Raw genomic sequence first — 14,369 nt, forward strand, 5'->3', positions numbered from 1 at the left:
TAAAACCTTAAACAATCAAAATGAAGAAATATAATATATGGTTCTGGCTCACTCCATTAATTTTTGCAATGGTTGTATTGACCGGTATTCGTTTGGTAAGTGATACTCCTACCGGTTACAAATTTTGGGAACGACCTTTGGAATGGAACCTTATTGAGTTTGGTTGCGCAATAATAATTGCGTATTTGTGCCAGTTTATTATCAGTTATTTATTAGAAAGAAATAGTAAACGCACCCGAAAACTGACATTTAAAATGTTTCTTTCGGAATATCTTTTGGTTTTGGTTGCAGGAATTATTCTATTCAATCCTTGTTTGGCGTTGATACATTATCTAATAAATGATCCATTGGGTATAGATGACATTACTATTGCTAATACTATTTTTCTTTTAGTGCTTATTATCAGTTATTCTCTATTTAGAGGAAATCAAATTCTTAATGCATATATTGATCAGAAACTGCAGACTCAGAAAATGAAAAATATGCAGATTGAAACAGAGCTGAAATTTTTAAAGGCTCAGTTCCATCCTCATTTTTTATTCAATGCATTAAATACTATTTATTTCCAGATTGACGAGAAAAATGAAACTCCAAGAAGAACGATTGAACAATTGTCTGATTTGTTACGCTATCAACTTTATGATGTTAATCAGGCCGTAACTATAGAACAAGAAATTAATTTCTTGCTTACTTATATAGATCTGCAAAAAACACGCATGAAGGAGAGTCTTATATTAGATATTAATTTTAATCCGGAACTTAAAAATCAGGAAATTCACTCTTTAATTTTATTCCCTTTTGTTGAAAATGCATTGAAATACGTAGGAGGGGAGTATTGGATAAAGATAGATGGTAAACTTGATGGAAATAAACTGTTGTTTGAAGTTGTGAATGCTATACCTCAAACTCCTTTTCATGCATCGAAAACAGGTGGTATAGGACTGGAGAATTTAAGAAGAAGACTTGAACTGTTATATCCTGGTAAGCATAAACTTATGGTTTCTAAAACAGCCGACTCTTATAAAGCAAATTTGATGATTGAGTTTTAATTTGAGATAAATAGCCAGAATGAAAATTAAATGTATAATAACCGATGATGAGCCGATAGCAAGAAATGGAATTCAAAGCTATGTTGAAAGACTCGACTTTCTTGAATTAGTAGGCGTTTGCGAAGATGCAATACAACTAAATAATATTTTGAAAACTCAGCAAGTAGATTTGCTGTTTTTGGATATTGAAATGCCATACATGTCAGGCATTGATTTACTAAACACTTTGGTTAATCCTCCCAAAGTTATTATTACCAGTGCTTATGAGCAGTATGCAATAAAAGGATATGATTTAGAAGTTGTAGATTATTTGCTTAAACCTATTTCTTTTGAACGATTTCTAAAAGCTGTGAATAAGGCGTATGACGTTATTGCAAATCAAACGGCATCAGAATCTCCCGATTATTTCTTTGTAAAAGCAAATCAGAAACTGGAAAAGATCTTCTTCAAGGATATATTATATATTGAGGGAATAGAGAATTATGTGGCTATTCAAACAATTTCGGGAAAGATTATAACTCATTCAACTCTTAAGCTTATATTAGAGAATCTTCCTGAACAACTTTTTATTCAAACACATAAATCTTTTATTATAAACGTAGAAAAGGTCTTGAATATTGAAGGAAATATGCTTGGCATAGATAAATATAAAATCCCAATATCAAGGACTTATAAAGAAAAGGTGCTGGAAGCTATTCTTAAAAACAGATTGCTTTGTGGTTGTTGACAATCTTATTTAAAACAATAATAGGACATATCACATGCCCTATTATTTGATTTATTCTATTCATTAACTTAATTTTGTTGTTCAGATTGCTCTGAACTTCATCATATCTCTATTTCTTATTTATTTATATACCAATCATACATCATGGCAACTCCCTCTTCAAGCTCTACTTTATGCTTCCATCCCAGACTGTGAAGCTTGGAAGGATCGGTCAGCTTGCGCATTGTTCCGTCTGGTTTGTCTGCGTTGAAAACAATGTTGCCATTGAAGCCTACTTTTTTGGCTATAAGATAAGCCAGCTCTTTAATTGAAATCTCTTTTCCGGTTCCAATGTTGATATGGCAGTTGCGCACCTCTTTGCTATCTCCCTTCAGGTCTTTGAAATCCACATGTTCCATGATGAAAACACAGGCGTCGGCCATGTCTTCACTCCAAAGAAACTCACGCAATGGAGTACCAGTTCCCCAGATTTCAATATTTACTTTGCCATCAAGCGAAAGTGTGATTCCATATTTGTTCAGCTTTTCAAGGATTTGTTCCTGTGTGGCAGTACCGTCAACACCTTCTACCGGTGCAAGATTAAAGTCTTTACGAATGAATTCCCAGTTGCCATCCATCAGTTGCTTGCCTAGGTGAGCTTTTCTTATCAGTGCCGGTAGCACATGGCTACGTTCCAGATTGAAATTATCATTCGGACCATAAAGGTTGGTTGGCATCACAGCAATATAATTGGTGTCATATTGCAGGTTAAAGCTCTCGCACATTTTTAATCCTGCAATTTTAGCCAATGCATAAGGTTCGTTGGTATATTCCAGTTCCGATGTCAGCAGGCAATCTTCTTTCATTGGTTGAGGAGCCAAGCCGGGATAGATGCAAGTACTACCAAGAAACAATAGTTTTTTAACCCCGGTGCGATATGAGTTATATATTACATTATTCTGTATTTCCAGATTACGGTAGATAAAGTCGGCCCTATACAGGTTGTTTGCCACTATTCCGCCCACATGCGCCGCAGCTAGAAATACATATTCCGGTTTTTCCTGGTCAAAAAACTCGACTACGGCAGCTTGGTTGCATAAATCAAGTTCCGCATGAGTACGTAGAACAAAATTGCTGTATCCTTTTTCCTTCAGATTATTCAGGATAGCCGAACCTACAAGTCCCCGATGTCCGGCAACAAATATCTTTGCGTTTTTTTCCATTCTATCTATTTGCTATCATTTTTCTTACCTTTTCAAGATCATGCTTAACCATGATTCTTACCAATTCCGGGAAAGGAGTCTGTGTTGGGTTCCATCCCAGTAAAGTTTTAGCTTTTGTTGGATCACCCAGCAGCAAATCAACTTCAGCAGGGCGGAAGTATTTTGGATCGACTTCAACCAAAACACGTCCGGTTGCTGTATCAATACCTTTTTCATCCACGCCTTCTCCTTCCCAGCGAATATCAATTCCTGCTTCTTTGAAAGCCAATGTACAGAATTCGCGAACAGTATGCATTTCACCGGTGGCAATAACAAAATCTTCAGGCGTTTCATGTTGCAGAATCATCCACATACATTCAACATAATCTTTTGCATATCCCCAGTCACGTTTCGAATCCAGATTTCCCATATAGAGCTTATCCTGCACACCATGCTTGATTCTTGCTACGGCAAGTGAGATCTTTCTTGTAACAAATGTTTCACCGCGTCGTTCACTTTCGTGATTAAATAAAATTCCGTTTACGGCAAACATTCCATAAGATTCGCGGTAGTTTTTAGTAATCCAGAAACCATATTGTTTGGCTACACCGTATGGGCTTCGCGGATAGAAAGGAGTTGTTTCTTTTTGAGGAACCTCCTGTACCAGTCCAAAGAGTTCAGAAGTAGAGGCCTGATAAATTTTTGTTTTCTTCTCTAATCCCAGAATGCGTACTGCCTCCAATACACGAAGAGTTCCAATTGCATCTGAATCGGCTGTATATTCCGGAACATCAAAACTCACCTTTACATGGCTTTGTGCTGCAAGATTATATATCTCATCCGGCTGTACCTGCTGAATGATGCGAATCAGGGAACTTGAATCGGTCATATCTCCATAGTGAAGATTAATGGTACGTTGTTGTTTCATGTCGCGCACCCACTCATCGAAGTAGAGATGTTCAATACGTCCGGTATTGAAAGAGGATGATCGACGAAGGATGCCGTGCACTTCGTATCCTTTCTGTAATAGGAATTCTGCTAAAAACGAACCGTCCTGACCGGTTATCCCTGAAATTAATGCCTTTTTCATTTTTTATGCTATTTGGATATTGTTTTTTATATTCTAATTATGTCAATAATATTATTTATTTCACAAAGATATGTTCTTTATTTATTATGAGAAAGAAATTATCTTTAAAAAGAAGATCAGATCAATGTGCTATTTTCTTCATAGTATGGTTATAATACTCAATTATAACGATTTTATATAGCTGTTTATTGTCTATACTTACATTCGGGTTTTAATTATTGAAACTTAAATTACAGTCAGATTCTTATTTTTAACGACTTGAATTTATATATTTTAATGTCTGTATTTATCTAATATCTTCCTGGCTTTTACCTGATTGTGTTTAGCTGACTATACTTAACTGTGCTGAAATATAATCATGCTCTTTTCATCTTCTTTATCACTCAAAAAAATGTTTTTTGAGTGGTATATGAGTTTTTATACAGTATAAAGTTTGTTGATTTATAAATTAGGTTAGCAAATATTACTTGCTTTCAAATTATTTATAAGCGAGTGTAGCTTTTGATTATTGATTAAGAAATAGATTAAATGCCTTATAAATCTTGCTACAATTACTTTATAATATTATATTTAGTAATTGCTTATTGTTTTGTAATGTATAAAAAAATAAAATAGAATCTATTTGGTATATATATGCAATGTGCTTTAATATCTTTTTAAATATCTAATAATAAATATACTAAAATAAATTAATTTCTTTTTATTCTTTGAATTAATGGGAAAATGCTATATAGTTATAAATATTATTTCTATTTTTGTGTCGAAATTGTTGAATTTACTAATACAGCAACTGATTAGTTACTAATTTAGTATTATAGCTTGCCTCTTTTCCGGAAGATCTATTTTGGGTTCGAAGACTATTTCTCATTTTATAAAATATAAGATATAATCAAGCGAACTTATTGTTTTGTAATTTGTTTTTTTGTAAAGCTATTGAATGAATTTAATCATTCGATAGTAAACTAATAGATATGAAACCCTCTAAAGTTTTATTGCTGTCGGCTTTTATAGCTACTTTATCATTTGTCTTGGGAAGTTACTACGAAGGACTTTATAATAAAGATGTGCCCTTCATGGTTACTGATACTGTATATGTTTATGCAAAAGATTCTCTCCAACACAATATTTCTCAGACTAAGAACAAAGAGAACAACATGAAGAATCTGGACTAGAAATTTTAGACAATTCCTCTTTTACAGAACATTTTAAAGCTAGTTGTGAACATTTCATTCAGAACGTTTGTTCTATAAATGGTTTTTTCATTGTGTGAGATTTAAGGTTAAAAAAAATAGCACTGATACTATAATTATAGGTCAGTGCTATCTTTTTAATGAGATTATAGTTTATTAAAACTCTTGTTCAATGTTGGTGCCATCATCAGCGCCTTCTTCAATTCCAATACTATCTGTTGCATTTACATTAGTAGAGTCATTCTCTTCCACCGGATATGCTGACTGGCATTGATATGGTCTTGTAATCGGTTGTTTTGGTTTCGGGAATTTTGCCCTGTACTTAGTTAAGCTGGCATCGGCGAGTACCTTTTCCATAAAGTATCCAAATATCGGCAAGGCTGTCTTGCTTCCTTCTCCAAGCTTCCCTGTTCGGAAGTGGATACTGCGGTGTTCACCGCCAACCCATGCGCCACCTACCAGGTTAGGGGTAACTCCTACAAACCATGCATCCGAGTGATTTGATGAAGTTCCTGTTTTACCACCAAAATCTGTGTTGGATTTAAACAAATTGAACGACCACAAAGCTTGCGTAGTTCCCATAGGTTCTGTTAATCCTCCTTGAAGCATTTGCTGCATCAGGAAAGCTGTTTCATATGGAATTGCTTGTTTCTGTTCAGGCACATAATTATATATAACATTACCGTTGCGATCTTCAATACGTGTAACCAGCACCGGATCATGTGTCATACCATCATTGACAACAGTACAGTAGGAATTGACTAATTCCAACAGAGATACATCTGATGATCCTAATGACAAGGACGGAATATTATGCAATGGTGTTTTAATACCCATTGCATGAGCTGTTTTAATAATTTCTCCGATTCCCACTTCTTTGGCAATCTGCACTGCGATACTATTGATTGAACGGGCAAAAGCAGCTTTAAGCGTCAATGTTTGGCCAGAATAAAATCCGTTGGCATTACGTGGAGTCCATTTTTTCAGTTCACCTTTTTCCATTACTTCCCATTCAAGATATTGGTCTACACGTTCATCACATGGTGACATACCTTTGTTGAAAGCAGTTGCATAATCAAAGAGTTTAAATGTAGAACCTGGTTGTCTTTTTGAAAGCACCTTATCATATTTCCATGAGTCAAAATTAATATCTCCCACCCATGCTCTTACAAATCCTGACTGAGGTTCCATAGCTACGAAACCGGTATGCATAAACCTTTCCATGTATCGTATGGAGTCCATTGTACTAAATGTAGTATCCTTAACACCGGTTTTATAGTCGAAAACTTTAAGACGGTGAGGCTTGTTCATGAAGTAATTAATAGAATCGGGCTGATCAGGAAATTTCTGCTGTAAGATCTTATAAGCAGATGTTTTTTTAGCCAGGTCTTCAATGAATCCTACAATTTCTTTGTGGTTTTTATCTTGCCAGGGATTCTCTTTCCCCCAGTGGTTGTCGAAATTTCTCTGGACAATACGCATCTGTTTGTCTACCGCCTCTTCAGCATATTTCTGCATTCGGGTATCGAGCGTTGTGTATATTTTAAGACCGTCAGAATATAGGTCTATATCATTCTCTTTACACCATTCTTTAAGAGATTCTGCAACTGCTTCTCTAAAGTAAAGTGCCTCTCCTCCATAATTGGTTTCAACGCTGTAGTTCAATTTTATAGGGATCAGTTTCAGAGAATCGCATTCTTTAGAAGAAATCAGATGGTGAGTCAATAAGTTTTCCAATACTACATTTCTTCTTTTAAGACTGTTCTTTGGATTGATGCGTGGGTTGTATGTGGTTGTGGCTTTAAGTAAACCAACCAATGTAGCCGCCTGTTCTATTGTCAAATGTTGAGGATTTGTGTTAAAGTAAGTCTTACATGCGGTTTTAATACCATATGCATTACTTCCAAAATCTACGGTATTGAGATACATTGTAAGAATCTCCTCCTTGGAATAAAACATTTCAATTTTAACTGCAGTAATCCACTCTTTTGATTTCATTATCAAAAGCTTTAATCCTGGTATGTTACCCAGTAATCCTCTGGAGTATTGTGAACGTACCTTGAATAGATTTTTTACAAGCTGCTGAGTAATTGTGCTTGCTCCTCGGGCATTTCCATGAGCCATATCCTTTATTGCGGCAAAGACTCCTTCTAAATCAACACCAAAGTGCTCATAGAAACGTTCATCTTCAGTGCTAATCAGTGTTTTAATGAGGATTGGAGAGATTTCTTCGTATTTTACGGGAGTTCTGTTTTCTCTAAAATATTTGCTGATGAGCTTCCCATCCGCACTGTATATTTCTGAAGCCACGCTTTGGTTAGGGTTGTTAATGCTTGACATGCTTGGAGATTTCCCAAATAACCAAAGGAAGTTGATATCTACCAGAAAGAGGTAGAGAGAGAATAAAAGAATAATTGAGCAAAAAACAAGTACAATCTTTTTGTACCAAGGAGAATTACGGTAGTAAGATTTGCCTTTTTTGTACCAGTTTTTGCATTTAGACTTTAAAAAATTGAAAGCGGATTTACCGTTTGTAATCAATTTACTGATATCAATGTTAATCATTTAAGTATGTTTCAATTATATTATTTATCAACTAATGCAACAGGTTGCAGTTGTCTTTTTATTCTCCTGAAAAGATAGCGCAAAATTACTAAATTTGTTTGGTAAAAAGCGATTCGGTACTATAAAAAAGAGATTGATTTAAGAATTCTTATTATAGATATATTAATTGGTGTAATTAAAAGGCAGAATATTAAATAATTAGCAATATTTTTGACTTGATTTCATTACGGCCTGTTTGATAATGCAGATGTAGAATTATCTAAATTGTTTTTCTATCAGAAGGAATTTATATTCAACTTATTTATATAGATTTGCGTTATATTGATTAGCATTTACAAATTGTAAAATGTTAGAGGATGAAGAATGAGAAAAAGAAAGTAGCCTTACTCTCAGTGCTAGCGGCAATTTTTCTGACTGGCTTTAAGATGATTATCGGTGTCCTTACTGGTAGTTTGGGGATTCTTTCTGAAGCATTGCATTCAGGACTGGACCTCATAGCAGCTGTAATTACTTTATTTTCAGTCAGTATCTCCGATAAGCCTGCAGATAAAGAACACAACTATGGGCATGGCAAGATTGAGAATTTATCGGCCCTTATTGAGACGGTATTGTTACTAATTACATGTGTCTGGATTGTGTATGAAGCAATCAATCGTCTGGCAACAGGGAATACTCATATCAAAGTAAATATTTGGAGTTATGTGGTTGTAATTACTGCAATTGTTGTCGATATTTCGCGCTCGAAAGTACTCTACAAAGTAGCAAAGAAGCATAATAGCCAGGCGCTTGAAGCAGATGCATTGCATTTTTCTACGGATATCTGGAGCTCTTCAGTTGTATTGTTCGGACTTATCTGTGCCAATTTTGGGTTTTATTTTGCCGATTCTGTAGCTGCATTGTTTGTGGCAATACTTGTAGTTTCGGTCTCGTTGAGGTTGGGAAAGAAGTCAATTGATGTTTTGCTTGATAAGGCTCCAGAGGAAAAGATCCGTTTGGTAGAGGAAAAGCTTCACTCAATAGCTGAAGTAAAATCCTTTCACGGTCTCAAGGTTCGCTCGGCTGGAGCCGACACTTTTATTAAAGTGAATGTACATTTTGATTCAAGGCTGACATTGACAGAGGTTCACAATATATGTGATAAGATAGAGAAGGAGATAAATATGCTCATTAACAGAAGTGAAGTATATATTCATGCCGAACCGGAAGATGAAACGCATATTGATTCTGAAAAACAGATAGATATCTGATACTTATCAATGCTTTTTCCAAGCAAAAGAACAGTTACTAATCATTTGTGTTTTTAATTTCAATTCGGTTGATTTCCCAAATATTATTCTTTTTTATTAAAGCAGCGTAAAGATATTTATTCCAGTAACTTTTGTCCGAAACCGGGCTGGTTGAACTGTAAAATTTTCCTTTGACAATTACATTATTGGGATCAATTGTTATGGTCTCAATTATATCAATTCCGCTTAATGGCTCTACGCACATTGTCCATCGGTATATATTGAAAAAATCACAACCAATGTTTCTATAATCTTCAAGATTTGGCAACTTCTCATTCAATTGTCCAAAAGGTATCTTTCTCACTTCCTCAATACATTTCAGATATGATTCAATTTCTTTATTTATAAGACTATCGCTAAAATGATAGCTCTTTAGGTTTGTTATATATTTATTCATATTAAGTGTGGTCATCCCCGTTGTATCAGGCACAAAGATTGGCTGATATTCTTCAATCGTTCCTTGCTCAATCATGCTGAAATACCATTTATAAAAGCTTATCACAACGCTATCGGGCTGTTCTTGTGCGAGTGCCTTTTGAGAAAATATAATAAATAATAATAGAATAAAGAGCTGTTTCATATGTGTTCTAATAAGATAGTTGTTTTAATACATTGTATCCAATAATGCATAATCATTTAAAAGATTAACATAACAGTGCCACTCCCATCTTTAACAAATAGTCTGAGTTCTTTTCCTGCTTTTTTGTTGTACTTAATAGACTTAATTGTACAAACAACGGCAGTGGCGAACAACAAAGTTCCTGCAATCATGCATGCAGCATTAATAGAGTGAGTGTTTTCTTCATCAAATATATTAAAATTATTGAAACCAATAAAAAAACAGGCGGTACTTGCTGCAAGTGTTCCAATAGCTCCATACTCATAATAACCAGATCTTTGCAAATATCCGCCCGAACGGTGCAGAATTTCTTTTGAATTCTCTGTCAACATTATGCTTATGCTGTCTGTTAATTCCTTTTTTGAAAACCCTCTTTCTGTTACTCCGTTTACCTGCTTCGTTTCTTGAGTATATGCTTTTACAGAAATCAGAAGTAGAGTTACCAATATAATTTTTCTCATAGCATGATATTTATAAAGTAATTACGATCAGAAAGTATAAACAATACAACCTGTAGTTCCATTCATGGTTAGTTTTAATTGCTTTCCGGCTTTAATCTTATAATTGATTGAGATAATAGTGCATACTACAGATGAAGCCAGGAACAGACCACTTATTGCATAATAAAAATCTCCTTGGTTATTATTGTTACTTCCATTGTATTGATTGTCCTTATTTGAAGCAATTGAAGATAAAATTGCACTGGCCGCCAAAGAGCCAAGAGCAAAATAACTGAAGTTGGCCGATTTCTGAAGGAATTCCCCCGATTTTCTAATGTGGAACCCGGTTGATTGCCCGATAAATTGTTGAGTAGATTCATCCACATTTTGACTTAAATTATCTTGATAAATAGCATCTTTACCCACCTGACTCTCATTTCTCTGAGAAAAAAGACTAGATGAAAAAATGAACAAGAGAATAAATAATTGTGTTCTCATATGGCAATCTAATTATTGGATAAAATCTGATATTCTTATACCAAATCGATTTATTTAGAGTTGATTTGCACTATCTTTGCCTAATTAAAACATAAATCGGAGTGAAATGGTTTTTATCATTCCATGAATTTACTATCTAGAGATTCTTAAACAGATTCTCATCAAAGGATGAATTATATAATTATCAAGAAAAAAATAGATGATATACCAATTAATATTTGTGCTGGTTGCCATTCTTATCGGAGCAAGACTGGGAGGGATTGGCCTTGGAGTGATGGGAGGTGTGGGACTGGCTATTCTCACATTTGCATTTGGACTGCAACCGACTGCTCCTCCAATTGATGTAATGTTGATGATTGCAGCAGTAATTTCGGCTGCATCCTGTATGCAAGCTGCCGGTGGACTCGATTACATGGTAAAAGCTGCAGAGAAACTTCTTCGGAAAAATCCGTCGAAAGTTGTTTGGTTAAGTCCTCTTGTAACATATTTGTTTACGTTCCTGGCAGGTACCGGACATGTTGCTTATTCTATTCTTCCAGTGATTGCCGAGGTTGCTACCGAAACTAAAATTAGACCAGAACGGCCATTGGGTATTGCAGTAATTGCATCACAACAAGCTATTACAGCCAGTCCTATTTCTGCGGCCACGGTTGCATTACTTGGATTATTATCCGGATACAATATATCTCTGATTGATATTTTAAAAATTAGTATTCCTGCAACTTTGGTTGGAGTGCTTGTCGGATCTTTCTATTCATTATACGTGGGGAAAGAACTGGTGGAGGATCCTGAATACAAAAAAAGAATTGCTGCGGGTGAATTTGATGATCGTAAAGTTCAAACTAATGATGTTGCAAATAACCGAAAAGCTTTATTATCGGTAATTATCTTTTTGTTTGCAACTATTCTTATTGTACTTTTTGGCTCGTTTGAGAGTCTTAAGCCTGCTTTCGTTGTTGATGGTGAGGTTGTTAAACTGGGAATGTCGTCTATTATAGAAATCTTGATGCTTTCGGCTGCTGCTTTGATTTTATTATTGACTAAATCAGATGGGATAAAGGCAACTCAGGGTTCTGTATTCATTGCCGGTATGCAGGCAGTGATTGCTATATTTGGTATAGCATGGATGGGAGATACATTCTTACATGGAAATATGACAGAACTCACGGCATCTATTAAGGATATTGTAACTGCTACGCCCTGGCTTTTTGGGATAGCTTTGTTTGTTATGTCAATCTTACTGTATAGTCAGGCAGCAACTGTCCGGGCACTTGTTCCTCTCGGAGTTGCATTATCTATATCTCCATATATGCTTATTGCTCTATTCCCGGCAGTGAATGGTTATTTCTTTATTCCTAACTATCCCACAGTAGTTGCTGCTATTAATTTTGACCGTACCGGAACTACTCGAATCGGTAAGTATGTGTTAAATCACTCCTTTATGATGCCTGGAATTATTTCAACGGTGGTAGCTGTAGGGGTAGGTTTGTTGTTGATTCAATTCTTTTGATTGATTTTTATCATTTGAGATACCACTTTAATAGCCTTAATCGATTTGATAAAATCATCTTGTTCTTTAAATGATGCGACCTTTACAACATAGGTCTGTAACCGGCTGATACCAGGTTCTTCCTCATTGGAGTATTTAATAACAAAGGGATATTGCATGCATTCGCACGGTTGCAATTTTAAGATGAAACTACCTGAACTGCTAATATCTCCTTCATTTGGATTTGAAATGCTGACATCGGTATTTGGATCGTATTTTTCTGGATAAGTATAGCTCTTCTTGAATGAACAAACTAATGTGTCAGCTCTGTCTTCAAAAGTTCCGATATTGTATTGAATGCTATCCGAACCTACACATTCAAACTTAAACAGACTATTGCCGTTTGCTGCAAGAAAAATATACCCCCAATTGCAATCTCCCGGAATAAGGTTTTTATCGTTGCAGTAATTTTCATTTTCAGATTCCATGAATAATAAAAATGTTCCAGCGTAATCTTTCTGCTCTTTGTAATAAGAATATGCATACTTTAATGGGAAAAGGTCAGAGAAGGAATTTATGATTGTATCGACCAGAGCATTGACAACATTTCTGTTCATGTATCTAATTTGATTGTTCAGACTGTCTTTCATCAACTGAATTGTATGCTCTCTGATTTTGTTGTACTGTTTAATTGAAACGAGTTCGTTGCCTACAGATGCCAGTTCGTATTGAAAAATAGCAGAAGGAATAATCTTGAATGATTTATTACTTATTATCTTTTTTATTAAATCAGATGAAAGAATTTGTTTTGTATCCGTACTATTTTCTAAAGGCAATAAAGCCTTTTCGAGAGATACACTTATAAATGCCACATGTTGATCCATATATAAGTGGTACTTCTCGCTCATTTGTCTTTTGATCTGGTTCATTTGTTCTTTTTGGTCTGTGCATCCATAAGCCAATACAATACCAGCAATGACTACTGATTTTAATATATTGAAAATTAGTTTCATGTTCGTTTTTAGTTATTTATATAAAATAACATTGTTCCAGTCAAAAGGTTTTCATATTATTTTAATCTTCATTCATTTTTTTGATAGTATTTTCATTTTGGGATGCGAGCAGGCTTATCAATAATTAAGTCGAAACAGAAATACTATTCAATAAACCATCTATAAACACCATCTCCATTTAAAGCCTTGCTGATTCCTGTTGCCAGCTCTGTAGCATTCAGTGTTCTATCGAGAAAGAGATCTATATAGGAGTTTCTATTTGCTTCTGTAAGTAAGTTATAGAAATTCCACATGTTCGTTTTCTTATTTGAATTACCAGAATATTTGACATTACAATATGCCTTGACAATAGAGTTAATCTGTGTGTCCTTAAAAAGCATTTGAGGCAATTCTTTTTGTTCTTTTATAGACAAATACTGATACAATTGCATTCTGCCAATAATCTGAGCAAATTGCCTTTCTGTTAGTTCAGATTCTACTAAAGATTTCATCTGTTTAATCTGTTTTTCCGGATTATATCTGAGAAACAGTTCCAAAGCAGAAATAAATAAGTCGGCCGTGTTTGTAGCTTCAAGCTTGTTCAGATATCCATCAGTAGTGACACAAAGATTGCAACAACTACTATTCTGGTATCCAATAAAAATCTTGAATTTTTCTTTTCCTTTTCTTCCGTACAGATTCTCATTATTGTAAGCTCGGACACCACCTATGGAGAGATGTATCTTTTGCCCGTTTATTGTTTCGTTTATATCAGGAATATCAAAGTAGAATGCCATTCTTTCATAATACATGGTTTTGTCTGATTCCAAGAGTTTATTTACTGGTTTGTGGATTGCTGAAGGAATCCGACCTTTTATCCTGTGGGAGACTCTGATATTTGGCTGTCCTAAGGTCTCACCAAGAAAAAAAGAATTTGCAGCTTCCCAGATAGTCTCAATGAATACAGGATGGGAAATTGTCAACTCATTATCTTTCGAAAATACCGGAACAATGCAATCGTCTTCCAAGCTAAGAATGTCGATTTCTTCTGAATTTGCTTCAATAAAATGATTTGATTTACTATTACCGGAATTGTTTGGATGAGAAGGCTCATTTTTTACATTTGCACTGAGTTTATTACCGTTTTTAGCTATTGTCATTTCAGACAGACTCTGTGATGTTTCCATGATGAATAAATTTTAGAACCTAATTAATTGTTTAGTGGACTGAAGGGGAAATAAAT

At 34.9% G+C, this 14,369-nt stretch carries 13 protein-coding genes; 5 read left to right on the forward strand and 8 right to left on the reverse strand.

Features of this window, described 5'->3' with window-relative positions; genetic code table 11:
- The first annotated feature begins 20 nt into the window (after positions 1-20).
- Entirely contained in the window at positions 21-1,049 is a 1,029-nt protein-coding gene (locus ABWU87_RS03560; protein WP_353333345.1) for a sensor histidine kinase, read from the forward strand.
- Positions 1,050-1,068: 19 nt separating this feature from the next.
- A complete protein-coding gene (locus ABWU87_RS03565; RefSeq protein ID WP_353333347.1) occupies positions 1,069-1,776 on the forward strand; it encodes a LytR/AlgR family response regulator transcription factor in 708 nt (235 codons plus the stop codon).
- 116 nt (positions 1,777-1,892) lie between these two features.
- On the opposite strand, the gene ABWU87_RS03570 is transcribed toward ABWU87_RS03565, so the two are convergent.
- Complete coding sequence (locus tag ABWU87_RS03570; RefSeq protein WP_353333348.1) at positions 1,893-2,978, reverse strand: GDP-L-fucose synthase family protein; 1,086 nt, start codon at positions 2,976-2,978, stop codon at positions 1,893-1,895.
- A gap of 1 nt (position 2,979) precedes the next feature.
- On the reverse strand, positions 2,980-4,047 hold the full coding sequence (gmd, locus tag ABWU87_RS03575) for a GDP-mannose 4,6-dehydratase (protein ID WP_353333350.1): 1,068 nt from the start codon (positions 4,045-4,047) through the stop codon (positions 2,980-2,982).
- A 971-nt stretch (positions 4,048-5,018) separates the two neighbouring features.
- Between gmd and ABWU87_RS03580 the strand changes: the two genes are divergently transcribed.
- On the forward strand, positions 5,019-5,219 hold the full coding sequence (locus ABWU87_RS03580; RefSeq protein WP_353333352.1) for a hypothetical protein: 201 nt from the start codon (positions 5,019-5,021) through the stop codon (positions 5,217-5,219).
- Positions 5,220-5,393: 174 nt separating this feature from the next.
- Here ABWU87_RS03580 and ABWU87_RS03585 read toward each other — a convergent pair whose 3' ends face one another.
- Complete coding sequence (locus ABWU87_RS03585) at positions 5,394-7,802, reverse strand: transglycosylase domain-containing protein (protein WP_353333354.1); 2,409 nt, start codon at positions 7,800-7,802, stop codon at positions 5,394-5,396.
- A gap of 356 nt (positions 7,803-8,158) precedes the next feature.
- Here ABWU87_RS03585 and ABWU87_RS03590 point away from each other — a divergent pair, with 356 nt between their 5' ends.
- Positions 8,159-9,049 (forward strand): cation diffusion facilitator family transporter, encoded by an 891-nt coding sequence (locus tag ABWU87_RS03590; protein WP_353333356.1) that lies wholly within the window; start codon positions 8,159-8,161, stop codon positions 9,047-9,049.
- A gap of 37 nt (positions 9,050-9,086) precedes the next feature.
- Here the strand turns inward: ABWU87_RS03590 and ABWU87_RS03595 are convergent, their stop codons facing one another.
- Genes ABWU87_RS03595 through ABWU87_RS03605 form a run of 3 tightly spaced genes read right to left on the reverse strand, consistent with a single transcriptional unit; the run spans position 9,087 to position 10,645 of the window.
- Complete coding sequence (locus ABWU87_RS03595) at positions 9,087-9,668, reverse strand: hypothetical protein (RefSeq protein ID WP_353333358.1); 582 nt, start codon at positions 9,666-9,668, stop codon at positions 9,087-9,089.
- 56 nt (positions 9,669-9,724) lie between these two features.
- The gene (locus tag ABWU87_RS03600; RefSeq protein ID WP_353333360.1) at positions 9,725-10,168 is read right to left on the reverse strand and encodes a hypothetical protein; all 444 of its coding nucleotides are present in this window, start codon (positions 10,166-10,168) and stop codon (positions 9,725-9,727) included.
- Between the two features lie 27 nt (positions 10,169-10,195).
- The gene (locus tag ABWU87_RS03605) at positions 10,196-10,645 is read right to left on the reverse strand and encodes a hypothetical protein (RefSeq protein WP_353333362.1); all 450 of its coding nucleotides are present in this window, start codon (positions 10,643-10,645) and stop codon (positions 10,196-10,198) included.
- Between the two features lie 199 nt (positions 10,646-10,844).
- On the opposite strand from ABWU87_RS03605, the gene ABWU87_RS03610 reads away from it, so the two are divergent.
- Entirely contained in the window at positions 10,845-12,155 is a 1,311-nt protein-coding gene (locus ABWU87_RS03610) for an anaerobic C4-dicarboxylate transporter (RefSeq protein WP_353333364.1), read from the forward strand.
- On the opposite strand, the gene ABWU87_RS03615 is transcribed toward ABWU87_RS03610, so the two are convergent.
- Both ABWU87_RS03615 and ABWU87_RS03620 read right to left on the reverse strand, forming a co-directional pair.
- On the reverse strand, positions 12,143-13,147 hold the full coding sequence (locus ABWU87_RS03615) for a hypothetical protein (RefSeq protein WP_353333366.1): 1,005 nt from the start codon (positions 13,145-13,147) through the stop codon (positions 12,143-12,145). The genes ABWU87_RS03610 and ABWU87_RS03615 overlap by 13 nt on opposite strands.
- Positions 13,148-13,290: 143 nt before the next feature.
- Complete coding sequence (locus ABWU87_RS03620; protein WP_353333368.1) at positions 13,291-14,313, reverse strand: DUF3871 family protein; 1,023 nt, start codon at positions 14,311-14,313, stop codon at positions 13,291-13,293.
- Positions 14,314-14,369: the final 56 nt, after the last annotated feature.

It is taken from the genome of Bacteroides sedimenti (genome assembly GCF_040365225.1).
In the GTDB taxonomy this organism is placed as follows: Bacteria; Bacteroidota; Bacteroidia; order Bacteroidales; family Bacteroidaceae; genus Bacteroides; species Bacteroides sedimenti.

Bases quoted from the DNA above. Each gene is read 5' to 3' on its own strand.
- ABWU87_RS03570 (WP_353333348.1), bottom strand. From the start codon at position 2,978: ATGGAAAAAAACGCAAAGATATTTGTTGCCGGACATCGGGGACTTGTA.
- ABWU87_RS03585 (WP_353333354.1), bottom strand. From the start codon at position 7,802: ATGATTAACATTGATATCAGTAAATTGATTACAAACGGTAAATCCGCT.
- ABWU87_RS03620 (WP_353333368.1), bottom strand. From the start codon at position 14,313: ATGGAAACATCACAGAGTCTGTCTGAAATGACAATAGCTAAAAACGGT.
- ABWU87_RS03610 (WP_353333364.1), top strand. From the start codon at position 10,845: ATGATATACCAATTAATATTTGTGCTGGTTGCCATTCTTATCGGAGCA.
- ABWU87_RS03580 (WP_353333352.1), top strand. From the start codon at position 5,019: ATGAAACCCTCTAAAGTTTTATTGCTGTCGGCTTTTATAGCTACTTTA.
- ABWU87_RS03590 (WP_353333356.1), top strand. From the start codon at position 8,159: ATGAAGAATGAGAAAAAGAAAGTAGCCTTACTCTCAGTGCTAGCGGCA.
- ABWU87_RS03565 (WP_353333347.1), top strand. From the start codon at position 1,069: ATGAAAATTAAATGTATAATAACCGATGATGAGCCGATAGCAAGAAAT.
- ABWU87_RS03605 (WP_353333362.1), bottom strand. From the start codon at position 10,645: ATGAGAACACAATTATTTATTCTCTTGTTCATTTTTTCATCTAGTCTT.
- ABWU87_RS03560 (WP_353333345.1), top strand. From the start codon at position 21: ATGAAGAAATATAATATATGGTTCTGGCTCACTCCATTAATTTTTGCA.
- gmd (WP_353333350.1), bottom strand. From the start codon at position 4,047: ATGAAAAAGGCATTAATTTCAGGGATAACCGGTCAGGACGGTTCGTTT.
- ABWU87_RS03595 (WP_353333358.1), bottom strand. From the start codon at position 9,668: ATGAAACAGCTCTTTATTCTATTATTATTTATTATATTTTCTCAAAAG.
- ABWU87_RS03615 (WP_353333366.1), bottom strand. From the start codon at position 13,147: ATGAAACTAATTTTCAATATATTAAAATCAGTAGTCATTGCTGGTATT.
- ABWU87_RS03600 (WP_353333360.1), bottom strand. From the start codon at position 10,168: ATGAGAAAAATTATATTGGTAACTCTACTTCTGATTTCTGTAAAAGCA.